The sequence below is a fragment of the Duganella fentianensis genome (assembly GCF_009857835.1).
Lineage (GTDB): Bacteria > Pseudomonadota > Gammaproteobacteria > Burkholderiales > Burkholderiaceae_D > Rugamonas > Rugamonas fentianensis.
Map to the genome: position 1 here is coordinate 495788 of NZ_WWCL01000003.1, position 22364 is coordinate 518151.

General features: G+C 61.9%; 22 protein-coding genes and 1 riboswitch. Of the genes, 8 read left to right on the forward strand and 14 right to left on the reverse strand.

The window, feature by feature from the left end:
* Positions 1 to 10: 10 nt before the first annotated feature.
* From gspF to GTP23_RS15360, 3 genes are read left to right on the forward strand one after another with little or no spacing between them, the layout of a single operon-like run.
* On the forward strand, positions 11 to 1231 hold the full coding sequence (gene gspF / locus GTP23_RS15350; protein ID WP_155435428.1) for a type II secretion system inner membrane protein GspF: 1221 nt from the start codon (positions 11 to 13) through the stop codon (positions 1229 to 1231).
* Positions 1232 to 1252: 21 nt separating this feature from the next.
* Positions 1253 to 1801, forward strand: a complete 549-nt coding sequence (locus tag GTP23_RS15355; RefSeq protein WP_161035953.1) for a type II secretion system protein N — start codon at positions 1253 to 1255, stop codon at positions 1799 to 1801.
* A gap of 7 nt (positions 1802 to 1808) precedes the next feature.
* The gene (locus GTP23_RS15360) at positions 1809 to 4058 is read left to right on the forward strand and encodes a patatin-like phospholipase family protein (protein ID WP_161035954.1); all 2250 of its coding nucleotides are present in this window, start codon (positions 1809 to 1811) and stop codon (positions 4056 to 4058) included.
* On the opposite strand, the gene GTP23_RS15365 is transcribed toward GTP23_RS15360, so the two are convergent.
* The 10 genes from GTP23_RS15365 to GTP23_RS15410 form a co-directional block, all read right to left on the reverse strand.
* Positions 4048 to 4797 (reverse strand): helix-turn-helix domain-containing protein, encoded by a 750-nt coding sequence (locus GTP23_RS15365; RefSeq protein WP_161035955.1) that lies wholly within the window; start codon positions 4795 to 4797, stop codon positions 4048 to 4050. The genes GTP23_RS15360 and GTP23_RS15365 overlap by 11 nt on opposite strands.
* A 102-nt stretch (positions 4798 to 4899) precedes the next feature.
* Entirely contained in the window at positions 4900 to 5109 is a 210-nt protein-coding gene (locus tag GTP23_RS15370; RefSeq protein ID WP_161035956.1) for a hypothetical protein, read from the reverse strand.
* A 14-nt stretch (positions 5110 to 5123) separates the two neighbouring features.
* Positions 5124 to 6458, reverse strand: coding sequence for an ATP-dependent protease ATPase subunit HslU (gene hslU / locus GTP23_RS15375; RefSeq protein WP_202412214.1), 1335 nt, complete (start codon positions 6456 to 6458; stop codon positions 5124 to 5126).
* A complete protein-coding gene (gene hslV, locus GTP23_RS15380) occupies positions 6455 to 6997 on the reverse strand; it encodes an ATP-dependent protease subunit HslV (protein ID WP_161035957.1) in 543 nt (180 codons plus the stop codon). The genes hslU and hslV overlap by 4 nt, the downstream gene beginning before the upstream one ends.
* 68 nt (positions 6998 to 7065) lie before the next feature.
* On the reverse strand, positions 7066 to 8184 hold the full coding sequence (locus GTP23_RS15385; protein ID WP_161035958.1) for a hypothetical protein: 1119 nt from the start codon (positions 8182 to 8184) through the stop codon (positions 7066 to 7068).
* Positions 8185 to 8250: 66 nt separating this feature from the next.
* On the reverse strand, positions 8251 to 8700 hold the full coding sequence (gene dksA, locus GTP23_RS15390; protein WP_155435421.1) for an RNA polymerase-binding protein DksA: 450 nt from the start codon (positions 8698 to 8700) through the stop codon (positions 8251 to 8253).
* Between the two features lie 89 nt (positions 8701 to 8789).
* Positions 8790 to 9860, reverse strand: a complete 1071-nt coding sequence (locus GTP23_RS15395) for a CobW family GTP-binding protein (RefSeq protein ID WP_161035959.1) — start codon at positions 9858 to 9860, stop codon at positions 8790 to 8792.
* Positions 9861 to 9995: 135 nt separating this feature from the next.
* Positions 9996 to 10931 (reverse strand): tyrosine recombinase XerC, encoded by a 936-nt coding sequence (locus GTP23_RS15400; RefSeq protein ID WP_161035960.1) that lies wholly within the window; start codon positions 10929 to 10931, stop codon positions 9996 to 9998.
* Positions 10932 to 10941: 10 nt separating this feature from the next.
* The gene (locus tag GTP23_RS15405) at positions 10942 to 11610 is read right to left on the reverse strand and encodes a DUF484 family protein (protein WP_161035961.1); all 669 of its coding nucleotides are present in this window, start codon (positions 11608 to 11610) and stop codon (positions 10942 to 10944) included.
* Positions 11611 to 11732: 122 nt separating this feature from the next.
* Positions 11733 to 12791, reverse strand: a complete 1059-nt coding sequence (locus GTP23_RS15410; protein ID WP_161035962.1) for a porin — start codon at positions 12789 to 12791, stop codon at positions 11733 to 11735.
* Positions 12792 to 13214: 423 nt separating this feature from the next.
* Between GTP23_RS15410 and GTP23_RS15415 the strand changes: the two genes are divergently transcribed.
* Positions 13215 to 14795 carry a tetratricopeptide repeat protein gene (locus tag GTP23_RS15415; RefSeq protein WP_202412215.1) on the forward strand — a complete coding sequence of 527 codons (1581 nt, stop codon included), beginning with the start codon at positions 13215 to 13217 and terminating at the stop codon, positions 14793 to 14795.
* 9 nt (positions 14796 to 14804) lie between these two features.
* Here GTP23_RS15415 and dapF read toward each other — a convergent pair whose 3' ends face one another.
* From dapF to GTP23_RS15430, 3 genes are read right to left on the reverse strand one after another with little or no spacing between them, the layout of a single operon-like run.
* The gene (dapF, locus tag GTP23_RS15420; protein ID WP_161035964.1) at positions 14805 to 15668 is read right to left on the reverse strand and encodes a diaminopimelate epimerase; all 864 of its coding nucleotides are present in this window, start codon (positions 15666 to 15668) and stop codon (positions 14805 to 14807) included.
* A gap of 15 nt (positions 15669 to 15683) precedes the next feature.
* Positions 15684 to 16568: an LpxL/LpxP family acyltransferase gene (locus tag GTP23_RS15425; RefSeq protein ID WP_161035965.1), complete on the reverse strand. Its 885-nt coding sequence runs from the start codon at positions 16566 to 16568 to the stop codon at positions 15684 to 15686.
* The gene (locus GTP23_RS15430; RefSeq protein ID WP_161035966.1) at positions 16565 to 17416 is read right to left on the reverse strand and encodes a lysophospholipid acyltransferase family protein; all 852 of its coding nucleotides are present in this window, start codon (positions 17414 to 17416) and stop codon (positions 16565 to 16567) included. Before GTP23_RS15430 ends, GTP23_RS15425 begins: the two co-directional genes overlap by 4 nt.
* A 195-nt stretch (positions 17417 to 17611) precedes the next feature.
* On the opposite strand from GTP23_RS15430, the gene metK reads away from it, so the two are divergent.
* Positions 17612 to 18778 (forward strand): methionine adenosyltransferase, encoded by a 1167-nt coding sequence (gene metK, locus GTP23_RS15435; protein WP_161035967.1) that lies wholly within the window; start codon positions 17612 to 17614, stop codon positions 18776 to 18778.
* 128 nt (positions 18779 to 18906) lie between these two features.
* Here the strand turns inward: metK and GTP23_RS15440 are convergent, their stop codons facing one another.
* Complete coding sequence (locus tag GTP23_RS15440) at positions 18907 to 19539, reverse strand: hypothetical protein (RefSeq protein ID WP_161035968.1); 633 nt, start codon at positions 19537 to 19539, stop codon at positions 18907 to 18909.
* Positions 19512 to 19600, forward strand: a riboswitch (S-adenosyl-L-homocysteine riboswitch). It overlaps the preceding gene by 28 nt.
* Before the next feature lie 28 nt (positions 19601 to 19628).
* Here GTP23_RS15440 and ahcY point away from each other — a divergent pair.
* The 3 genes from ahcY to metF all read left to right on the forward strand — a co-directional run bounded on the left by ahcY (position 19629) and on the right by metF (position 22321).
* Positions 19629 to 21056: an adenosylhomocysteinase gene (gene ahcY / locus GTP23_RS15445; protein WP_155435410.1), complete on the forward strand. Its 1428-nt coding sequence runs from the start codon at positions 19629 to 19631 to the stop codon at positions 21054 to 21056.
* Between the two features lie 91 nt (positions 21057 to 21147).
* On the forward strand, positions 21148 to 21498 hold the full coding sequence (locus tag GTP23_RS15450) for a phage holin family protein (protein ID WP_161035969.1): 351 nt from the start codon (positions 21148 to 21150) through the stop codon (positions 21496 to 21498).
* On the forward strand, positions 21491 to 22321 hold the full coding sequence (metF, locus tag GTP23_RS15455; RefSeq protein WP_161035970.1) for a methylenetetrahydrofolate reductase [NAD(P)H]: 831 nt from the start codon (positions 21491 to 21493) through the stop codon (positions 22319 to 22321). Before GTP23_RS15450 ends, metF begins: the two co-directional genes overlap by 8 nt.
* The last annotated feature ends 43 nt before the right edge of the window (positions 22322 to 22364 follow it).

Consider the following 22364-nt stretch of genomic DNA (forward strand, 5'->3'; position numbering starts at 1 on the left):
ACGAGCGACCATGCCAGCATTCCGTTATGAAGCCGTCGATGCCGGTGGCGCCAGCAAGAAAGGCGTACTCAATGCCGATAGTGCCCGTTCGGCCCGTGCCGAGCTGCGCGCGCAGGGACTGGTGCCGCTGGCGGTGGATGTCATCGCCGCGCAGGTCGATGCCAGCGGCGCCGCACGCAGCCACGGTCTGGGCGAGCGCCTGTCGGCCAATGAGCTGGCCCTGTTCACGCGCCAGCTGGCCAGCCTGCTGGAAGCCGGGCTGCCGCTCGAGCAAGCCTTTACGGCGCTGCTGGAACAGGCCGAACGCAATTATGTGCGCGACCTGATTGCCTCTATCCGTTCCGAAGTGATCGGCGGGGCAGCGCTGTCCGATACGCTGTCGCGCCACCCGCGCGACTTCGCCGAAATCTACCGTGCACTGGTGGCTTCGGGCGAACAGATAGGCCAGCTGTCGCGCGTGCTATCGCGGCTGGCCGACTACATCGAACGGCGCAATGCGCTGATCCAGAAAGTACGGCTGGCGTTCACCTATCCGGCCATCGTCACAGTGGTGGCGTTTGCCATCGTGATTTTCCTGCTCACCTATGTGGTACCGCAAATCGTTTCCGTGTTCGCCAACACCAAACAGAAGCTGCCGCTGCTGACCATCGTGATGCTGGCGATCTCCGATTTCGTCCGCCACTACGGCATCGTGGTGGCGATCGCACTGGTGGGTGCGTGGGTGGGCTGGCGCCGTGCGCTGCAAAATCCCGTGCTCAAGCGGCGCTGGCATACCTGGCTGCTGACGGCACCGCTGTACGGCAAGTTCGAACGCAGCCTAAATACGGCCCGTTTTGCCAGCACGCTGGCGATTACCACCGGTTCCGGCGTGCCGATCTTGCGCGCGCTGGAAACTAGCCGCGATACCCTGTCCAACGTGGCCATGCGCGAACTGGTGGAACAGGCCAGCGATGCCGTGCGCGAAGGCGTCAGTCTGGCGCGCGCTCTGTCGGCGCAGAAGCACTTCCCGCCCATGCTGATCCACATGATACGGGCCGGTGAAATCACCGGCGAGCTGCCCGCCATGCTGAACCGCGCTGCGGCGGCACAGGAATCCGATCTGGAACGCCGCACCCTGACCATCGCCGGCCTGCTGGAACCGGCCCTGATTCTGGCCATGGGCGTGGTGGTGCTGCTGATCGTGCTGGCAGTGCTGATGCCTATTATCGAAATTAACCAGCTGGTTCGCTAAACCGGAAGAAAACTCTAGACCATGAAGCGTTTGCCCTTAATTCTCACTGTTTTCGCCGTGGTGCTGCTGTCGGCATCGCTGGCCTACTGGGCGCTGCAGCTGTTCAAACCAGCCCAGCGTCCACTGGCTGCGGCACCGCAGGCGCTGGCCGTGCCGCTCAATCTGGATGCGGCCAAGGGCCTGTTCGGTGGTCAGGTCAGCGTGGCTGCCGCCAGCAACTACCAGCTCAGAGGCGTGGTGGCGGCGCAGGGCAGCGACAGTGCCGCCATCATTTCGGTGGATGGCCAGCCGGCGATGGCTTACGGGCAGGGCCGCGAAATCGCGCCCGGCGTCACCATCAAGGAAGTGCAGGCGAAATATGTGGTGCTGTCGGAAGGCGGCGCTTTGAAGCGCATCGAACTGGCCAGTGATGCTGCTGCCAGCACTACGCCGGCACCATCGCTGCTGCAGGCTATGCCTACGCCCCAGCCGGCCAGTCCCGCTACACCGGCAACCCCGGCGCAGCCAGCAAATCCCGCCAGTACTCCTGCTCCGATAGCCCCCGTCCCCGGCTTCGACCGACTGCAATAGGCCCACTATGCTGATCTCCCGTACTCTGGCCGCCGCTTTCTGCTGCGGCCTTTTGTTTTCCAGTCTGCTCAACCCTGCCATGGCGCAGGATAGCGTGCCGGCCGCCAGCTCGGTGGCGCCCGATGCGGCGCTCAAGCCGCGTCCGAAAGTGGCGCTGGTGCTGTCCGGTGGCGGTGCGCGCGGCTTCGCCCACATCGGCGTGCTGCGCGCTTTGCAGGAGCTGCGCGTGCCGGTCGATATCGTGGTCGGCACCAGTATGGGCAGCGTGGTGGGCGGCGCCTATGCGGCCGGCAGTTCGCTCGACCAGATGGAGCGGCTGGTGCGCCGCACCGACTGGAATGCCGTGGTGGCCGACCGGCCGCCGCGCGATGAACTGGTGTACCGCCGGCGGGAAGAAGATCTGCTGCTGCCTTCGCGTATCGAATTCGGTGCGCGCATGGATGGAGTTTCGCTGCCGCCGGCGGCCGCCGGCAATGAAGCACTGGAACTGGCGCTGACGCGGGTGCTGCCCCACGGCGCGCGCGACAAGCCGGTGAATCTGCTGCAGCTGCCGTTCCGCTCCGTGGCGTCCGATCTGGTCACGGGCGAACTGGTGGAGCTCAGCGATACTCCGCTGTTTCTGGCCATGCGCGCATCGCTGGCCGTGCCGGGCGTGTTTGCGCCGGTGCGGGTGAACCAGCGCCTGCTGGTCGATGGTGGTCTGGTACGCAACCTGCCGGTCGATGTGGCGCGCGAAATGGGGGCCGACATCATCATCGCCGTCAATGTGGGCACGCCGCTGGCACAGGAGAAGGAACTGATCAGCGCTGTCAGCGTGGCGCAGCAGATGCTGCAGATACTGACCGAGCAGAATGTACAGCGTTCGCTCAAGGAGCTGCGCCCCGGCGACGTATTGCTGCAGCCCGATCTGGGCGGTATCGGTTTCCTCGACTTTGCCCGCCATGACCGCGCCATGAAATCCGGCGAGGCAGCCGTGCGCGCCATGAGCGCACGTTTGCTGCAGCTGGCGCTGCCGGAAGCGCAGTATGCAGCGTATGAAGTCAAGCGTCTGTCGGCACCGGTAGGCATAGACCATCCGGTGATGCTGACCAAGGTGGAGGTGGCACCCAGTGGCCGCATCAATCCGCAGGAACTGCTGGTGCAGTCGGGCCTGAAAGTGGGCACCGAGGTCACCAGCGAACAGGCGCAGCAGGCTGCCAACCACCTGTTCGGACGGGGCGATCTGGCGCGGGTGGAAACGGAAATCCGCGATGACCGCGATGGCCGCACAGTGCTGATCAAGCCCACCGAGGCCGACTGGACGCATAGCCGCTTGCGTGTGGGGCTGGAACTGACCAGCGACTTTGCCGACAACAATGCCTTCGAACTCAAAGGCATGCACGTGCTTACCTCGCTGAACGACTGGGGCGGCGAGTTGCGCACCATTGCCCGGGTGGGCACGGAGCGCGCGCTGGGTACCCAGTTCTGGCAGCCGCTGGGCATAGGGTCACCATGGTATATCGCGCCCGAGCTCAGTTATAGCTCGACCGGTGGCGATGTATTCGATAACAGCGGTTTCCGTCAGGCCCGCTATGGCGTCAAGACCGGTCTGGCGCGGCTAGCGCTGGGGCGCGCGCTGGGACGCTGGGGTGATCTGCGCTATTCGGTGGGGCGCGTCAAGCAGGTGCTGCACCAGTCTATCCCGGAAGTCCATGAGGAAGTCAGCGAGGTGCGCACCGTGCAGGAGCTGGCATTCACGGTCGATAGCCTCGATACGGTGGCCTTCCCCACGCGTGGCACCCTGTTTTCGCTGGGCTGGCAGCGCCTGATGCATTCCAGAGAGGAAGGTCCCGTGCTGGCGCGCCAGTCGGTGCAGGGTCTGCAGGCCTTCCATCTGGAGCGCTGGGCCGGCCACCTGTATGCCGAGTGGTCGCGCAGTCTGGGCAACGTCAATGCCAACACGCTGGGCGGCTTCCTGCGCCTGTCGGGATCGACACCGGGCTCGGTGGTGGGTAGCCGTACCGTGCTGGGACGGATGGTGATGGCGCGCAGCGTGGGGGCCATGCCGGCTGCGCTGGGCGGCGATGTGCGGCTGGGCTTCTCGCTGGAAGCGGGTGGCGCCTATAGCCCGGAAAGCCCGCTGCGCTGGGGCGCGCTGCATCAGGCGGCCAGCGCTTTCGTGGCGGTGGATACCCGTTTCGGCCCGCTGTATTTCGGTGCCGGCACCACCAAGGGCGGCAATAGCAGCGGCTATCTGTTCCTCGGCCCTATCTGGTAAGGGCAGGGTTGCGGCGCAGCGCCGTAAAGGCGGAGAATTCCCACGAGCGGAAGCCGATCAGCAGGGTGAAGCCGTCGCGCTCCTGCGCGGCCAGCCGGCGGTCGCTCTGGTGCAGCCGCGCCAGTTCGCCGGCCAGCTGCTGGATGCGGCCCACCAGTTCCTGTGCGCTGGGCAGCGACAGCCTTGCAGGCAGGCAGAGCAGGGTTTCGCCGGCACCGTTGAAGCTGCCGGCAAAATAATCGTCCACCACATGGGCGCGGAAGAATTGCTGCACCGGGCCGTCCGGCAGCCAGCGGAAGGCGTTGGAGACGCGCAGGCGGTAGCGGTTCAGGGGTTTCAGTTCGATCAGGCCTAGCCGGTCCAGTTCGGCCAGCAGCAGGATGCATTCGGGTTCGGTCAGGTTATAGGTTTCCAGCACCTGTTCCAGCGTCCAGTGGCCCAGACAGCAGATTGCCATCAGCAGCAGATGGGGCTGGGCCAGCAGCGATTTTTCCTGCGTCAGCGTGAGGGTATCGGCCTGCGGCGTGGCGTCGGCCGCGGCGCGCAGCACGTCTTCCATGGCCACCCCGGCCGCCTTGCAGATCTGGGCCAGCCGCGACAGCGGCATATCGGCCTGACCGAACATGCGCTTGACGCTGGATTCGCTCATGTCGATGCGCTCGGCCAGCATCTTGTAGGTGACATCGGCGGCGCGCAGATGGCTGCGCAGCACTTGCAGGATGATTTCCGGTGAGCTCATGACGACCCTTGTGAAAAGAACAAAAGGTATCGTATCACGCTACCGCTAGCGGCGGACAGTTCCGTGAGGAAGGACTTTGCCGGCGTGCTGGCGCGCAGGCCTTCAGGCGTCCGGATCGGGGTCGAGCTTCTGGGTCAGCTTGGCCAGCAGGCGCTTGGCCGCCTGGCGTTCGTTGGCATGCGGTTTGGCATGGGGGCCGGCACCGCCGGAACGGGCTTTGGCGGCCACCGCCACGGGATTGCGTGGCGGCTGCTGCGACGGTTCCACCCGTATGCGCATTTTCTGCCGTGTTGCCAGTGCCTTGTTGGCCATGTCTGCCCCCTTGCTTACAGCACGTAGCGCGACAGGTCTTCGTTGACGGCCAGCGCATCGAGGCGGGCATTCACATACGCCGCGTCGATAGTGATGGTGCTGCCGCTGGTTTCGCTGGCGCTGAAGGATAGTTCTTCCAGCAGTTTTTCCATCACCGTGTAGAGCCGGCGCGCGCCGATGTTTTCCGTGCGCTCGTTGACCGAGTGGGCGATTTCGGCCAGACGGGTAATGCCGTCGGGCGCGAATTCCACCTGAACTTCTTCCGTCGCCAGCAGGGCTGCGTACTGGCGCGTCAGGCAGGCATCGGTGCTGGTCAGGATGCGTTCGAAATCGGCGATCGAGAGCGACTCCAGTTCCACCCGGATGGGGAAGCGGCCCTGCAGTTCCGGGATCAGGTCGGACGGCTTGGCCAGATGGAAGGCGCCGGAGGCGATGAACAGGATGTGGTCGGTGCGTATCATGCCGTACTTGGTGTTGACGGTGGTGCCTTCCACCAGCGGCAGTAGGTCGCGCTGCACGCCGGCGCGCGACACGTCGGCGCCGCCCACTTCCGAACGCGAAGCGATCTTGTCGATCTCGTCGAGGAAGACGATGCCGTTCTGCTCGACGTTCTGGATAGCCTTCTGCTTCATTTCCTCTTCGTTGACCAGCTTGGCGGCTTCTTCATCCACCAGCACTTTCATGGCTTCGCGGATTTTCACCTTGCGGGCTTTTTTGCGCGCATTGCCCATGCCGGAGAACATGCTCTTGATCTGCTCCGTCATTTCTTCCATGCCTGGTGGCGCCATGATTTCCATCTGCGCGCCCGGTTCGGCCAGTTCGATTTCGATTTCTTTATCGTCGAGCTCGCCCTGACGCAAGCGCTTGCGGAAGGTCTGGCGCGTATTGTCGCCTTCTTTCGGCGCTTCGCTGGCCGCATTGAAGCCGAAGTCGCGTGCCGGCGGTAGCAGGATGTCGAGGATGCGGTCTTCCGCTGCATCTTCGGCGCGGGCGCGCACCTTGGCCATTTCCGCCGAACGGGTCTGTTTGACGCCGATATCGATCAGGTCGCGGATGATGGTATCCACATCGCGCCCCACGTAGCCGACTTCGGTGAACTTGGTGGCTTCGATCTTGATGAAGGGCGCGTCGGCCAGCTTGGCCAGGCGGCGCGCAATTTCCGTTTTACCCACGCCGGTCGGGCCTATCATGAGGATGTTCTTGGGCGTGATTTCGTGGCGCAGCGGTTCGGCCACCTGTTGCCGGCGCCAGCGGTTGCGCAGGGCGATGGCGACTGCCTTCTTGGCCTTGGCCTGACCGACCACATGCTTGTCGAGTTCGCCGACGATTTCTTGCGGAGTCATGTTCATGCTGGATCCAGTGTTTCGATGATGTGGTTCAGATTGGTGTAGATGCATAGTTCGCCGGCGATGGTCAGCGATTTTTTGACGATATCGGCGGGACTCAGTTCCGTGTTTTCCACCAGCGCCTTGGCGGCCGACTGGGCATAGGTGCCGCCCGAACCGATGGCGCCCACGCCGCCTTCCGGCTCCAGCACGTCGCCATTGCCAGTGATCACCAGCGTCGAGCTGGCGTCGGCTACCAGCAGCATGGCTTCCAGCCGGCGCAGCACGCGGTCGGTACGCCAGTCCTTGGCCAGTTCCACGGAGGCGCGCAGCAGATTGCCCTGATGCTTGTCCAGCTTGCCTTCAAAGCGGTCCAGCAGGGTGAAGGCATCGGCCGTGCCGCCAGCGAAGCCGACCAGCACCTTGCCGCCATAGACTTTGCGGACTTTGCGGGCGGTGCCCTTCATGACGATGTTGCCCAGCGTTACCTGACCATCACCGCCCAGCGCGACATCGTTGCCGCGTCGCACGCACAGGATGGTGGTGCCGTGAAATTGTTCCATAGTGACCTCTAAGAATAAGCGAACTGCCGTAGTGTTCAATATGGGGCAGCTAGCGCCGATTGCAAGCTTCAGTATTGCCGGGGCACGATGCGCGCCAGCGTGGCAAAGCCCAGCAGGCGCAGCAGGGCCGCCACCAGATGGTTGACGTTGCGGAACTCGATGCTGGTGCAGGACAGATTGCCCAGACAGCTTAGCAGTTGCTGGGCGCACAGGTAATCCAGCGTTTGCAGGCGGCTAGCATCGAAGATCAGGCGCGGGTGTTGCGCCGCGTAGACAATGATGCGGCTTTGCAACCCTGCCAGCGGGGCATGCATGGCGGCCGGCAGTTCGAAGCTATCGCTGCTTGCCGTAGAGACCGCTGTGCCCGCGCTGGCTACCGGCTTGGCCGGCAGGGGACGGAAGGCGGGCGGTGAAACTTCGAAAGTGACGCAGTAGTCGAGCGCGAGCTGGTCGAATTCCTCTTCCCGTCCCAGCCTTTGCAGCAGTTCCAGCAATAGCAGCCACGGGGTTTCCGTGTCGCCTGCCAGACTGCTGCGCAGCGCTGCCAGCAGTGCTTCGGCGCCGCTCAGGCGCAGTTCGGGCGGGCTGGCGCGCAGCGTGGCCAGCAGGCTGGCCTGTTCTTCGGCGCTGGCGATGTGCTGGCTGCCCAGCGTCAGGCGCGGCAAGGGCTGGGCCAGCGGCGCTGTGCCGGTCCAGCCTGGCGGCGAGGTTTCGTAGCGGCGCGCATAGTCGAGCGAGAGAGCGTCGAAGGCGTCGCGCTGGCCGTCCAGCTGATACAGGTCGAACAGCAGCCACCACAGATCAGGTTCAGCGCTGCTGTGCAGGTTGTTGCGCAATAGTTCGGCGGCCAGTTCAAGCTGGCCCTGGGCATACAGGATGGCGACCTCGTCGACCACGGCGGCTGTTTCCGGCGCTGCGGCCGCGTGTGGCAGGTCGTCCTCTGTGGCCGGCGCGGTCACTGGCGCAGGAGCCGGTGCAGAACCCGGTGCAGAAACCGGGGCAGACGCGGCCGCTGGCGGAAAGATGTCGGCTGCCATGGCCGCTTCGATTTCGTCGATCTTGCGCGCAGCTTCGCGTGCCAGTTCGCGCTGGCGTTGCTGCTGCTGTTCCGCCGTCAGGGGCGTAGCGCTGCCTTCGCCGGCGGCGGGCGGGTTAGGGTTCTTGCCGAAACGGGAAAACAGTCCCACAGTGATCCTCGTGACGCAGAGTAAAAAAAAGCACGCGGCTGCGTGCTTTTTTCGGGAAGCGCGGCCTTAATCGCCGTACAGCTTCTGTTTCAGTTCGCGGCGTTGCTGGGCTTCCAGCGACAGCGTGGCCGTCGGACGGGCGATCAGGCGTGGAATGCCGATCGGTTCGCCGGTTTCTTCGCACCAGCCGTAGTCGCCGCCATCAATGGCTACGATGGATTGCTGGACTTTTTTCAGCAGTTTGCGTTCGCGGTCGCGCGTACGCAATTCCAGCGCATGCTCTTCTTCGATGGTTGCGCGGTCGGCCGGATCCGGCACCAGCACGGTTTCGCGCAGGTGTTCGGTGGTTTCGCCAGCGTTCTTCAGCAGCTCTTTTTCCAGCGCTTGCAGCTTGGCTTTGAAAAAGGCCATTTGTGCCGGATTCATATAATCCTTTTCATCCATCTTCAGAATTTCTTCTTCAGTCAGGATGCGTTCGGCTTCGGCGGCGGGGGTCGATTTATTAGTTTTGGTCATAACTTCGCTTACCTTCGATACGACAGAGTTTACATTTAATCAGCCCGAATTTTGTGGCTTTTTAGCCATCCCCACAAAACCCCGATAGTTTATACCAGACATTGTTCTAAACCGCTAATAAAGATGTCTTTCGGCAGATTTTTCCCGATAAATACCATTTTGCTGCCACGAACGTCGTTTTCTCCCCATTTGGCACCGAGATCGCTGCCCATGATTTGATGCACGCCCTGGAATACCACCTTGCGGTCGGCTTCGCGCATCCACAGTACGCCTTTGTAGCGCAGCATGCGCGGACCGTAGGCGTTCACCAGCCCGCCGAGGAAATCGTCGAGCTTGGCAGGATCGAACGGACGGTTGCTTTTGAACACAAACGCAGCGATATCGTCGCTGTGGTGGGCATGGTGGTGATTATGCCCGTGCTCGTGGTGATCGCAATGTTCGTGTTCGTGGTGATGGTGGCCGCAGTGCTCGTCGTGCACATGGCCTTCTTCATGGGTCTGTTCGGTGCGCAGGAAGTCCGGATCGAGTTCCAGCTTGTCGTTGAGCATGAAGCCCTTCAGGTCCAGCACTTCCGACAGCGGAGCGCGGCCGAAGTCGCTGGTGCTGATGGCGGCACGGGGATTGATGCGTTTCAGGCGTTCCGTCAGGGCGGCCAGTTGCTCGGGCGTCACCAGATCAGTCTTGGACAGCAGCAGCTTGTCGGCAAAGCCGACCTGGCGCTGGGCTTCTTCATGCTGATCGAGTTGATCCATGGCATGACGGGCATCCACCACCGTGACCACGGCATCGAGCATGTAGTAAGTGCCTACTTCTTCGTCGACGAAGAAGGTCTGGGCTACCGGGCCGGGATTGGCCAGGCCGGTGGTTTCGATGACGACGCGGTCGAACTGCAGGGTACCGGCTTCGCGCTGCTGGGCCAGCTTGCTGAGGGCCACGATCAGATCGCCGCGCACGGTGCAGCAGATGCAGCCGTTATTCATTTCGATGATCTGTTCGCTGCTGTCCTGCACCAGAATTTCATTGTCGATATTTTCCTGACCAAACTCGTTTTCGATCACGGCGATGCGCATGCCATGCTGCTCCTGCAGGATGCGGTTGAGCAGGGTGGTTTTGCCGGCGCCAAGAAAGCCGGTGAGGATGGTGGTGGGTATCAGTGCCATGGTGCGTACCAGTCTGGTCTAGGGGGAAGCTAGATGGGGGTGAAGTGCGAAAATGCAAGCGCCTGATTATGCCGGAATTCTGCCGAAGCGAGCAAACCGCACGATTGAGCCAGCGCAGGGCGCTGCCAGTTGCGGCTACTTTGCTTTGGCGCGCGGGTGGGCCTGATCGTAGACGGCCGCCAGATGCTGGAAATCCAGTGCCGTGTAGACCTGAGTCGAGCTGATGCTGGTATGACCGAGCATTTCCTGCACGGCACGCAGATCGCCCGAGGATTGCAGCACATGGGAGGCGAACGAGTGGCGCAGCATGTGCGGGTGCACGTGCACCGGCAGGCCCTGCGCCAGCCCTTGTGCCTGCAGGCGCTGCTGCAGCACGCGCGGGCTGATGCGGCTGCCCCGTGTGCTGAGGAACAGGGCATGGCTGCCATCGCTGGGGGCAGGGCGCACGGCCAGCCAGGCGCGCAGCGCGTCCAGCGCGGCCTGCCCGACGGGCACCACGCGCTGCTTGTTGCCCTTGCCGGTGACGATGACTTCGCCGCTGTCGGGCAGTAGCCAGCCTTTTGCCGCCGGGCTGGCCTGCAGATCGAGCGCCGTCAGTTCGGATACCCGCAAGCCGCTCGAATACAGCAGCTCGAACATGGCGCGGTTGCAGAGCTGGGCCGGTTCGGGGCTGGTGCCGGCGTGCACTGCGGCGCCGCTGACCAGTGCCACAGCATCTTCCACGGACAGGGCGCGCGGCAGGGTTTTGGCCCGTTTTGGCGGGCGCACGTTGTGCACCGGATTGCTGGCGACCTGCTGCTGTTCGCCCAGCCAGTCGAAAAAGCCGCGCCAGCTCGACAGTTTGCGGGCGATGGAGCGGGGATCGAGTCCGCGTGCGTGCAGGCTGGCAGCGAGGCGGCGGATCTGTGTGTGCTGGATGGCGGGCCAGTCCTGCCCCGGGGTGAGGCTGGCCAGTTCGTGCAGGTCGCGCCCGTAGGCGCTGACGGTGTGGGGAGAAAGCTGGCGCTGCGAACGTAGCTGCGCCAGATAGCCGTCTATCCAGCCCAGCCGCGGGTCTGGATAGTCGCTCATGATGGTCAGATCAGGCCAGCAGCCAGGCCAGTGCCGTGCTGCTGGTTTCGCCGATGTGGACCAGGAAATCGGTCGCCATCAGCGAGGTGAAGCGGGCCGGGTCTTCCGAGCCGAGGATCAGCAGGCCGAAAGCGTCCTTGTTGCCGGGCTTGCGCAGGGGAATGATCACGGTCGAGGTGATGCCGGCCGGATCGTCCAGCCAGCGCACGGCTTCGAAGTCCTTGTTGGTGCCGCAATACGGTGCCTGCAGGCTGTTGGCGAAGATGCGGGCATCGTCGGATACGCCGCGCACAAACCATTCATCCTGATAGTCTGCTTCGGCACCCCAGATACGCAAAGTCACTTGCGGCACATCAAAAGCGCTCTTCAGACCGCTGGTGACAGCGTGTGGTATGGAACCCACATCTTCCGATTCCAGCAGGGTTTTAGTCCAGCGGTGGAATTTGTTGGCGATGGCTTCGTTTTCCGAGGCCAGGCGCATGAGATTGCCCATGCGCAATTCCAGCGTCTTGTATTTGTCGCGCATGACTTCCATCTGGCGCTCCTGCAGCGAGACTGCGCGGCCAGTTACCGGGCTGGACAGCTTGATTTCCGCCAGCAGGTCAGCGTGTTCTTCAAAAAACTTCGGATTGTCGCTCAGGTACTGGGCGACGAGGGTGGAATCCAGTGGGACAGTCATGGTGGTGCTTTATTTACTAGGTGAAAGATCGAGCTTCATTCTAAACGAAAAAAACGGACATGGTCACCCATGTCCGTGCTTCCTTCCGCCCGATACCGGCCCTGGCGGGCCGGTAAAGTTGCTTAGAAGTTGTGGTGGATACCCAGGCTGTAGAAGTTAGCCGTGGTAGTTGCCTTCTTGTTCGAGGCATCGACGTACAGATAGGTACGTGGCGACAGGTTGTAGTCGTAGCCGATCGAAACCTGTTTGGTTTTGGCGATGGCTGGGCTGTTCAGGGCATTGTCCGGGTCTTTCTGACCGTAGCCCAGACGTACCAGACCGGCGCCCACGGTGTAGTTAGCACCGACCAGCCAGGCTTTGGTCTTAGGATTGATGGTGACGTTTCCGGACTGGTCTTGCGACTGGTAGGAACCCATCAGTTTCAGCTCAGGCATAGGTTTGTAGAAGGCACCCAGCGACCAGATCTTGGTCTCGATGGCATTCTTTTCGTACGCACCGTACACGCCAACTGGACCATTGATGGCCGTTGCGCTCAGCGAGTAAGGGGTGGTGGTTGGTGCCGAGTTGGCCGGGAATTGCGGGTTGGCCGCCGTACCTTTGCCGATGATCACAGGGTTCTGGTTGGCTTCTTTCGCCTGCACCGTCACGTTAAGCTGGAAGATGCCGCCGATCACCGGGCTGTTATAGAACACCGAGTTGGAGAAACGGTTTTTCGAGTTACCGGTCGCGCTCATAGGATCGCTGGTGTAGCCGGCTACTTGCAGGTCGGTCTGGTAACCGGCCACGGCTGGCATGCCGCTCCATGGTTCGAACAGGGTGCTGGTTTCCTGGAAGGCGGTCAGACCGCGGCCCAGACGTACGGTACCGAAGTCGCCTTGCAGACCAACGCGGCTCTGGCCCTGGAACAGCGGACGGCTGTTGGCGCCCGAGGTGTTTTCGATGGTGCCGGTGTCTGGCTCGTAGCGGATTTCCAGCTGGAACAGAGCGCTCAGGCCGCTGCCCAGATCTTCTACGCCTTTGAAGCCCAGTTTGTTGTTATCGCGCTTGCCGACGGAGGTAGGGCCGCCAGTCAGTTTGGAAATACCTGCATCCACAGTGCCGTAGACGGTCACGGACGATTGGGCATACGCTGCGCCCGTAAATGCGCCCATGAGCGCCAGAGCCACTAAAGATTTTTTCATTTTAGCTATTCCTTTAAGAGTGAACATCAATACATCTGAAGCTGAAGGGCGTGGTTTGAGCCCCGCGGATGCTGAAACCTTAATCTGCTGCCGCCTTAAAATCGTCGAAATGGTCGATTAGGACGCTTAATTTTGGTCGAAAGCCCGTCTAAACGGAGTTCCTGTTGTATTAATGAAACGCGTCCCAGCCTACCGCCTTGCCCTGTTTAAGGTATCGATTCCTTTCACACAGGCATCTATTTGCCTCTAGCGTACCCCGTTCCGTCGCGTTGCGGCCTTGAGTGATATCAAAATGTTCAGCATATTGTTTGCTGTGTGGCGCCAATGGCACGCTACACTCTCCGTTACCAATGGTTGCCATAAACCTGAGTAGACAGGTAGGGAGCACCACCCGCTTCTATGAATCGGAGTAATAGAGAGACGATGGCGAATCGAGAAGAACTGGGGATCATACGTGGCGCGCGCGCAGGGGACGCAGCGTGCCAGTTGGCACTTGGCAAGCTTTATCTGTTTGGCGGGGCCAGCCTGCCGCGCAGCCTGCCCACGGCACTGCACTGGCTAGATCGTGCAGCCGCCCAGCAGCAGGACGAAGCCTGGATGTTGATAGGCAGTTACATTCCCTATGATCAGGCGCAGCACAAAATGCCGGAAGTGCTGGTCTGGTACGAGCGCGCCTATGAAGCCGGTATCGAGCAGGCCGGATTGGTGCTGGCCCAGCTGGTACTGAATGGCGGCGCGGCGCCGGCCGTGCAGGCTTTGCAGGGCAAAGCGCTGCAATTACTCGAAGTGTCGGCCCGTAGCGGCTGCGCCGAAGCCCAGTGGCTGCTGGCCCAGCAGCCGGTCGCGCAGGCCGTGGCGGATACAGCGGATCGCGACAGCGAGGGCAGTGGAGCGGAGGCCGTGACGCAGACTGCGGCAAGCGGTCAGCAGTGGCTGGCGCGGGCGGCGGATAGCGGCCTGGCAGCAGCCCAGTATGCCGTGCTGGAACAGGCCTGGAATAGTGATCCGGAGGCTTATCTGGAGCGGGCGCTGCCCTTATCGCGCCAGCTGCTGGCCGGCGCGCCCATCGATGCGGAAGCGGCGCGCAATGTGGACTGGGCTGTGCTGCCCGTGCAACTGACCATGCTGTCGCGCTGCGCCGAGCTGCTGGAAGCGCGCGCCGATGGGCGCGACGAAGTACAGGCCGAATTGCTGCAATACCGCGAACTGGCGGCCTATGGTGGCGACCGTCAGGCCCAGCTGGCGCTGGGGCTGTGGTTTGCCCGCATGGATGGCGAAGGGCGGCGCCAGACCCACGGCATCGCCGCCGCCAATTTCAAACGCGCCATCCGCTGGCTCACGCTGGCAGGCGAGCAGGGCCTGGCCGAAGCGTGGTTTGCCCTGTCGCGCATCTATCTGAAGCCGGAATTTTCCCAGCGCTGCGTGGCCGAAGCCCAGCGCTATCTGGAACGGGCGGCGGACATGGGCCATAGCGGCGCCCAGCTCGAGTGCGGCATGTATGCCTGGCGTAACCGCCGCACCGACGAGCAGAGCGATGTGCGCGCGGCCTACTGGCTGCAGAAGGCGGTAGCGCAAGGCTGCCGTGCGGCCGAAGCTGCGCTGGCGCGGGTGGCGGCAGCGCCCAAGCCGGCCCTGTGGGCAGAAGCCATACTCAACAGCCTGAGCCGCGAATCGCTGGAATGCCAGCCTTTGCTGACGGCACGGCTGGAACTGGCCTGTCTGTTCGGTCTGAGCCGGCCGGAAGCGCTGCTGCTCGATATCCCGGCGGCAGATCAGGGCCACTGTCTGGTGATCGATATCCGTGCCAGCTATGGCCGCAGCAAGCGCCGGCTGGTGCTGCTGCGCACGGCGCGCGAGCGGCAGGCGCTGGACCGGCTGGTGCGCCTGTTCGAGCCTTTCGATAACAGTGCTGACGGCGTCGAAGGCAATTACCGCCAGCGTCTGTACCGTCTGAAAACCTGGGCGCCGGTGGCGGCCCATGTGGATGACCTGCTGGCCGCTTGAATTTGGCGTTTAAATCTCGATCTCGCCTTCGAACACCGTCACGGCGGGGCCGGTGAGGAACACGGGCTGGCCCGGACCGGCCCAGCTGATCGACAGCTGGCCGCCGCGCGCATCGACCCGCACAGGACTATCGAGCAGGCCACGGCGGATACCGGCCACGGCCGCAGCGCAAGCGCCCGTACCGCAGGCCAGCGTTTCGCCCACGCCCCGTTCGAATACGCGCAAACGGATATGCTGGCGGTCGACGATCTGCATGAAGCCGGCGTTGACGCGGTTAGGGAAGCGCGCATGGCGCTCGATCAGCGGGCCGCTCAGTTCGACGGGGGCGGTATCCACATCGTCGACCACCTGTACGGCGTGCGGGTTGCCCATCGATACCACCGAGATCAGCACGTCTTCGCGCGCACCACCCAGCTCCAGCATCAGCGGCCACAGCAGGTCGTTGCCTTGCGGCTGGCCCTGCAGATTTTCTGCATCGAACGGTACGCGGGCCGGTTCCAGCACAGGGGCACCCATGTCCACAGTGATGCTGCCATCGTCTTCCAGACGCGGCGCGATGATGCCGGCCTTGGTCTGCACCGTGATGCTGCGCTGGCTGGTCAGGCCTTTTTCCGCGACGAATTTCACGAAGGCACGCGAACCATTGCCGCACTGTTCCACTTCGCCACCGTCGGCATTGAAAATCCGGTAGCGGAAATCGCAGCCCGCTTCGGTCGGCTTTTCCACCAGCAGTATCTGGTCGGCGCCGACGCCGAAGCGGCGGTCGCCCAGCAGCTTCCACTGTTCCGGCGTGAAGCGGATATCCTGATTAATGCCATCGATGACGACGAAGTCATTGCCGGCGCCATGCATTTTGGTGAATTTGAGTTTCATCGCAATAGTCTGTGCTTACGGTTTCGGTGCGCGCTGATACAGCGACGGTTCACCATTCGGACGGGTTTTGAAGCGCTTATGGGTCCAGAAATATTCTGCCGGCGCTTCGCGCACGCGGTCCTCGATAAAGGCATTCATGCGGCGGGTGGCGGCCACCATGTCGGTGCCAGGGTAATTGTCCCACACCGGATAGAATTTCACACGCCAGCCCTGGAAATCCGGCAGGAAGGTGGCGATCACGGGCAGCACCTGCGCACCGGTGGTGGCGGCAATCCGTGCCGTAGCCGTCAGGGTAGCGGCATCGACGCCGAAGAAGGGCACGAACTCGGCATCTTTTTCGCCAAAGTCCATATCGGGCAGCATGAAGTAGGGCAGCTTGTCGCGCAGCGCGCGCATGATGGGCTTGATGCCATCCTGACGGGTGAACAGTTTGACGGGTTTGAAGCGCGAGCGGCCCGCGCGCAGCACGCGGTCGAAGGCCAGATTCTTCTGCTGCACATACATCGAGGAGGCACTGGTCTCCATCGCGACGGCGGCACCGGCCACGTCGAGGCAGACGAAGTGCGGGCAAAGCAGGATGGTCGGCTGGGCCGTCATCTGTTCCACCGGCACGCTGCCCGGATCGAGCTGGATCAGACGGCGCAGACGGGCTTCCGAAGCCCACCACAGGATGCCGCGCTCCCACACGCTGCGCGAGTAGGCCTGAAAATGCTGGCGTGCCAGCACCACGCGTTCGGCTTCCGTCAGTTCCGGCATGCACAGGCGCAGATTGGTCAGGGTGATGTGACGGCGCGACGGCAGCAGGATGAACAGCAGGCTGCCGATCAGATTACCGAAGCGGCCCAGTACCGGCAGGGGCAGCCAGTGCAGCAGCCACATAAAACCGAGGAGCAGCTTCATGCCTGTGCTCCTTCTGCCGGAGCGCTGATACCGGCAGGCACCTTGTAGCGGTTGTAGCTCCAGAAGTATTGCGCCGGGCAGCGCGCGATCAGGCGTTCCATTGCGTGATTGATGGTCTGGGCCTGTTCGGCCGCACTGCCTTCCAGCGACCCTTCGAACGGTACGAAGCGGATCACATAACCGCGTCCGCCCGGCAGGCGCTCCGCATAGGTGACGATGATGGTGGCATCGCCCAGCTGGGCCAGCTTGGCCGGGAGCGTCATGGTGTAAGCCTGACGGCCGAAGAAGGTGGCCCACACGCCTTCGCCTTCCTGCGGTACCTGATCGGGCAGCAGGCCGATAGGTTTGCCTTTCTTCAGGGTCTTGGCCAGCATGCGCACGCCCGACATATTGGCGGGGGCCAGCAGCAGGTTGTCGCGCGCACGGGCGCCCTCGATCAGCGGCTTGAGCGCGGCTTTTTTGGGCGGGCGGTACATCACCATCAGTTCCGTGCGCAGGGCGATTTCCTGGGCGACGATTTCGAAGCAGCCCAGATGGGGTGTTAAAAACACAATACCGCGACCTGCATCAAGTTCGGTCTGCACCAGCGACCAGCCTTCATCGCTGGCATGGCGTGAAACCCGTTCGGGCCGGGCACACCAGATGAAGGGCAGTTCGACGATGGATTTGCCCGCTTCGGCGATGGCGGCGGACAGGTGCTGGCCATAGCCGGCCTGACGCAGATTGTCGCGCATGCGGCGCCGGTACGAGGCCGAGCTCAGGTACACCAGCCAGCCGAGCACGCTGCCCAGAGCATGCAAAATTGGCAAAGGTAAGATGGAAAGAGCGCGAAATATGGGAACTAACATGAGAAATTCATCTAGGTTACGGTGCTGCGGGCCGGTGTTGCTGTGCCAAAATTTTCAAAGAAGCGTAAAATACCACGTTAGCAGTAACCGCTGAGTTAACAGACAACTTGCGAAGCGGAATATAAATGTCGCTAAAGCGTCGCAAGCCGTATTGGTAAGCGACCGTTATTCTTCACCAATCTTCAGGAGCTTGCGATGTCTAATGATTATCTTTTCACTTCCGAATCCGTTTCGGAAGGCCACCCCGACAAAGTTGCCGACCAGATTTCCGATGCGATTCTGGACGCGATTCTGACCCAGGACCCGAAAGCCCGTGTTGCCGCAGAAACTCTGTGCAATACCGGTCTGGTGGTACTGGCCGGTGAAATCACCACCCACGCCAATGTTGATTATATTCAAGTTGCGCGCGAAACCATCAAACGTATCGGTTACGACAACACCGAATACGGTATCGACTACAAAGGCTGCGCCGTGCTGGTGGCCTACGACAAGCAGTCGCCCGACATCGCGCAAGGCGTGGATGAAGGCGCGGGCATTGATCTCGATCAAGGCGCTGGCGACCAGGGCCTGATGTTCGGCTACGCCTGCGATGAAACGGCCGAGCTGATGCCCGCCGCCATCCACTACTCGCACCGTCTGGTCGAACGCCAGTCGCAGCTGCGTAAAGATGGCCGTCTGCCATGGCTGCGTCCCGATGCCAAATCGCAGGTCACGCTGCGCTACGTCGATGGCCGTCCGGTAGCAGTGGATACCGTGGTGCTGTCGACCCAGCACGCGCCGGAAATGGAACACAAGCAGATCGAAGAAGCCGTGATCGAAGAGATCATCAAGCCGGTGCTGCCACGCGAATGGCTGACCAACACCCGCTTCCTGGTCAACCCGACCGGCCGTTTCGTCATCGGTGGCCCACAGGGCGACTGCGGTCTGACCGGCCGCAAGATCATCGTCGATACCTACGGCGGCGCCAGCCCGCACGGTGGCGGTGCGTTCTCCGGTAAAGACCCGTCGAAAGTCGACCGTTCGGCTGCCTACGCAGCCCGTTACGTGGCCAAAAACGTGGTGGCTGCCGGTCTGGCACGCCAGTGCCAGGTGCAGGTCAGCTACGCGATCGGCGTGGCCCGCCCGATCAACATCACCGTCTACACCGAAGGTACGGGCGTGATTCCGGACGAGAAAATCGCCGAACTGGTGATGGCCCACTTCGACCTGCGTCCGAAAGGCATCGTGCAGATGCTGGACCTGCTGCGTCCTATCTACGGCAAGACGGCTGCATACGGCCACTTCGGCCGCGAAGAGCCAGAGTTCACCTGGGAGCGCACCGACAAGGCTGCCATCCTGCGCGATGCCGCCGGCCTGAAATAATCCTGCCCAGCGCGGCCCCCGCCGCCTGTTTTAAAACGCCCCGCTCGCCCTGTGCCAGCGGGGCGTTTCATTTGGGGCGTGGCGGCGCGGGCGGAGGTGGTTTGAGGGGCAGATAGCGTCTGAGGATTTCATCTCTGGTCATTGGATCCACCTAACTTTGAGGCACTATTAAATTCCCGATCAACTTTGTCCTGAGCTCGGCGCCTGACGCCCCTAGTCAGCAATAGATCGGAATCCGCATTCTGCAATTCGGTGCGATATCTCTCTCGAAGTGCCAGCAAGCGTCGTTCAAACAGGGCGACGGGGAAGCGTGCGTTGATACGCATACGCACCATTAACGTCGCCGTATCGACAGTTAATGCCGTCAGCGTGGATACGGAAGCTGTATGTAATTTGACCCGTTCGACGACATTTAGTTGCTTTGAAATGATGGCCAGCAGGGCGCTGGAGGAAGTGAGTAATGGCCAAAGGAAGGCGAAAGCGTTGGCGTCCCAGAAGATGAGACCGGCCAGTGCCGAACCCGCCGACGTAACGGCAAGTGTCACGCGCGTAATGCTGTCCAGCCTGATCCATCTCGCTAGCAGAGTTTGTTCAATTTCAGCCGTGTAGCTGACCTGATATTTCAATTGATAGGTTTCTGTCCAGATGACGTCGCGCGGATCGCTTCCCATGGTTTTGCACGCCTCCATTGCTTGGAATTGCTGATTTTTGCTGCATTTGATGGTAAAATCCGCATTCCGAGGAGCGTTGCGACGCGTCAACAAGTGCTGAATCAGCCGCTTGATGCGCCAGGCTCGGAGTTCCAAACCGCGCTCACGTTACTTTTTTCTAAACATGAAAGGAGGGCGTGATGAACGCCGTACTCAAATCTTCCCAGGACTACCTCGTTGCCGACATCTCGCTGGCAGGCTGGGGCAATAAAGAAATCAAGATTGCAGAAACCGAAATGCCGGGCCTGATGGCGATCCGCGAGGAATACGCCGCCAGCCAGCCGCTGAAAGGCGCGCGCATCACCGGTTCGCTGCACATGACTATCCAGACCGCCGTGCTGATCCAGACGCTGGAAGCGCTGGGCGCCCAGGTGCGCTGGGCTTCCTGCAATATCTATTCGACCCAGGATCACGCTGCCGCCGCCATCGCTGCCAACGGCACGCCGGTGTTCGCCATCAAAGGCGAAACCCTGGACGAATACTGGGACTACACCCACCGCATCTTCGAATGGCCAGCCGACGCAGCCGGCAATGCTGTGTACTCCAACATGATTCTGGACGACGGCGGCGACGCCACCCTGCTGCTGCATCTGGGCGCCCGGGCCGAAACCGATATCTCGGTGCTGGCCAACCCCGGTTCGGAAGAAGAAATCTGCCTGTTCAACGCCATCAAGGCCCATCTGGCCCAAGATCCGCAGTGGTACTCCAAGCGTCTGCCGCACATTCTGGGCGTGACCGAAGAAACTACCACCGGCGTGCACCGCCTGTACCAGATGCACAAGGAAGGCAAGCTGCACTTCCCGGCAATCAACGTCAACGACTCCGTCACCAAATCGAAGTTCGACAACCTGTACGGCTGCCGCGAATCGCTGGTCGACGGCATCAAGCGCGCCACCGACGTGATGGTGGCCGGTAAGATCGCCGTGATCGCCGGTTACGGTGACGTGGGCAAAGGTTCGGCCCAGGCCATGCGCGCCCTGTCGGCGCAAGTCTGGGTCACCGAGATCGATCCGATCTGCGCACTGCAGGCGGCGATGGAAGGCTACCGCGTTGTGACCATGGACTACGCTGCCGAACACGGCGACATCTTCGTCACCTGCACCGGCAACTACCACATCCTGACCGAAGAGCACATGCTGAAGATGAAGGATCAGGCCATCGTCTGCAACATCGGCCACTTCGACAACGAGATCGACGTTGCTGCGCTGAAGAAGTACACCTGGGAAAACATCAAGCCGCAAGTCGATCACGTGATCTTCCCATCGGGCAAACGCATCATCCTGCTGGCCGAAGGCCGTCTGGTGAATCTCGGTTGCGGTACGGGCCACCCTTCGTACGTGATGTCGTCGTCGTTCGCCAACCAGACCATCGCCCAGATCGAGCTGTACGCTAACACCGATAAATATCCGGTCGGCGTGTACGTGCTGCCTAAGCATCTGGACGAAAAAGTGGCGCGTCTGCAGCTGAAGAAACTGAATGCCCAGCTGACCGTGCTGACCGCCGAACAGGCCGCCTACATCGGCGTGTCGCAGGAAGGTCCGTACAAGCCTGAGCACTACCGTTATTAATCCGTAATCCGGCTTAGGCCGGCGCTGTGCTGCCGTCCGCCAGCAATGGCGGGCGCTGCCACAGCGTTCCCACTTGCAGCGAGTCTCTATTATGCGTTTGGTCCTTACCTGGTTAATCAATGCAATTGCCTTGCTGGCGATTCCCTACCTGATGCATTCCGTCGAGGTCACAAGCCTCGGTGCAGCCCTCGTCGCGGCTTTGGTTCTGGGTCTGGTGAATACGCTGATCCGCCCCGTATTGCTGCTGCTGACCTTGCCCGTGACTGTGGTGTCGCTGGGCCTGTTCATCTTCATCATCAATGGCTTCATGTTCTGGCTGGTCGCCCAGTGGGTGGACGGCTTCCATGTCGACAGCTTCCTGTCGGCCATAGGCGGTGCATTGCTGTATAGCGTGATTTCCTGGGCTCTCACGACTCTTATTTTGAAGAACTCCGATGGCTAATCATAATTTCAGTATTGAATTCTTTCCGCCCAAGACGGCGGAAGGTGCGGAAAAGCTGCGCGTCACGCGCGCCAAGCTGTCCGAGCTGCATCCCAAGTATTTTTCGGTGACGTTTGGTGCCGGCGGCACCACCCAGCGCGGTACGCTCGATACCGTAGTGGAGATTCTGGCGGCCGGTGAAGAGGCTGCGCCCCACCTGTCCTGCGTCGGTGGCACGCGTGCATCGATCCGTCAGATTCTTAACGAGTACAAGTCGCACAATATCCGCCGTCTGGTGGCCCTGCGCGGCGACCTGCCCAGCGGTTACGGTGCGGCCGGTGAATTCCGTTACGCCAATGAACTGGTGGAATTCATCCGTGCCGAAACGGGCGACTGGTTCCACATCGAAGTGGCGGCCTATCCGGAAGTCCACCCGCAAGCCCGTTCGCCGCAGGATGATCTGCTGGCCTTCGAGCGCAAGGTGAAAGCCGGCGCCAATTCCGCCATCACCCAGTACTTCTATAATGCCGACGCCTACTTCCAGTTCGTCGAGCAGACCCAGAAGCTGGGGATCGATGTACCTGTCGTGGCCGGCATCATGCCGATCACCAACTACACCCAGCTGATGCGCTTCTCGGATATGTGCGGTGCCGAGATTCCGCGCTGGGTACGTCTGAAGCTGGCCAGCTTCGGCGACGATAGCGCGTCCATCAAGGCTTTCGGTCTGGACGTGGTAAGCGCGCTGTGCGAACGCCTGCTGGCAGGCGGCGCGCCGGGGCTGCACTTCTACAGCATGAATCAGGCAGCGGCCACCACGGCGCTGTGGCAGCGTCTGGTGAAGTAACTGCGCTAGCTAGCCGCTGGCCAGCGGCCGGCGACTGGCGCCG

Excerpts from the sequence above, each read along its gene's own strand:
- dksA (WP_155435421.1), bottom strand. The coding sequence starts at position 8,700 with ATGACCAAAACTAATAAATCGACCCCCGCCGCCGAAGCCGAACGCATC.
- GTP23_RS15360 (WP_161035954.1), top strand. The coding sequence starts at position 1,809 with ATGCTGATCTCCCGTACTCTGGCCGCCGCTTTCTGCTGCGGCCTTTTG.
- GTP23_RS15430 (WP_161035966.1), bottom strand. The coding sequence starts at position 17,416 with ATGTTAGTTCCCATATTTCGCGCTCTTTCCATCTTACCTTTGCCAATT.
- GTP23_RS15395 (WP_161035959.1), bottom strand. The coding sequence starts at position 9,860 with ATGGCACTGATACCCACCACCATCCTCACCGGCTTTCTTGGCGCCGGC.
- GTP23_RS15365 (WP_161035955.1), bottom strand. The coding sequence starts at position 4,797 with ATGAGCTCACCGGAAATCATCCTGCAAGTGCTGCGCAGCCATCTGCGC.
- hslV (WP_161035957.1), bottom strand. The coding sequence starts at position 6,997 with ATGGAACAATTTCACGGCACCACCATCCTGTGCGTGCGACGCGGCAAC.
- metK (WP_161035967.1), top strand. The coding sequence starts at position 17,612 with ATGTCTAATGATTATCTTTTCACTTCCGAATCCGTTTCGGAAGGCCAC.
- gspF (WP_155435428.1), top strand. The coding sequence starts at position 11 with ATGCCAGCATTCCGTTATGAAGCCGTCGATGCCGGTGGCGCCAGCAAG.
- GTP23_RS15405 (WP_161035961.1), bottom strand. The coding sequence starts at position 11,610 with ATGACTGTCCCACTGGATTCCACCCTCGTCGCCCAGTACCTGAGCGAC.
- GTP23_RS15415 (WP_202412215.1), top strand. The coding sequence starts at position 13,215 with ATGGCGAATCGAGAAGAACTGGGGATCATACGTGGCGCGCGCGCAGGG.
- GTP23_RS15425 (WP_161035965.1), bottom strand. The coding sequence starts at position 16,568 with ATGAAGCTGCTCCTCGGTTTTATGTGGCTGCTGCACTGGCTGCCCCTG.
- dapF (WP_161035964.1), bottom strand. The coding sequence starts at position 15,668 with ATGAAACTCAAATTCACCAAAATGCATGGCGCCGGCAATGACTTCGTC.
- GTP23_RS15400 (WP_161035960.1), bottom strand. The coding sequence starts at position 10,931 with ATGAGCGACTATCCAGACCCGCGGCTGGGCTGGATAGACGGCTATCTG.
- ahcY (WP_155435410.1), top strand. The coding sequence starts at position 19,629 with ATGAACGCCGTACTCAAATCTTCCCAGGACTACCTCGTTGCCGACATC.
- GTP23_RS15410 (WP_161035962.1), bottom strand. The coding sequence starts at position 12,791 with ATGAAAAAATCTTTAGTGGCTCTGGCGCTCATGGGCGCATTTACGGGC.
- GTP23_RS15450 (WP_161035969.1), top strand. The coding sequence starts at position 21,148 with ATGCGTTTGGTCCTTACCTGGTTAATCAATGCAATTGCCTTGCTGGCG.
- metF (WP_161035970.1), top strand. The coding sequence starts at position 21,491 with ATGGCTAATCATAATTTCAGTATTGAATTCTTTCCGCCCAAGACGGCG.
- GTP23_RS15355 (WP_161035953.1), top strand. The coding sequence starts at position 1,253 with ATGAAGCGTTTGCCCTTAATTCTCACTGTTTTCGCCGTGGTGCTGCTG.
- GTP23_RS15370 (WP_161035956.1), bottom strand. The coding sequence starts at position 5,109 with ATGGCCAACAAGGCACTGGCAACACGGCAGAAAATGCGCATACGGGTG.
- hslU (WP_202412214.1), bottom strand. The coding sequence starts at position 6,458 with ATGAACATGACTCCGCAAGAAATCGTCGGCGAACTCGACAAGCATGTG.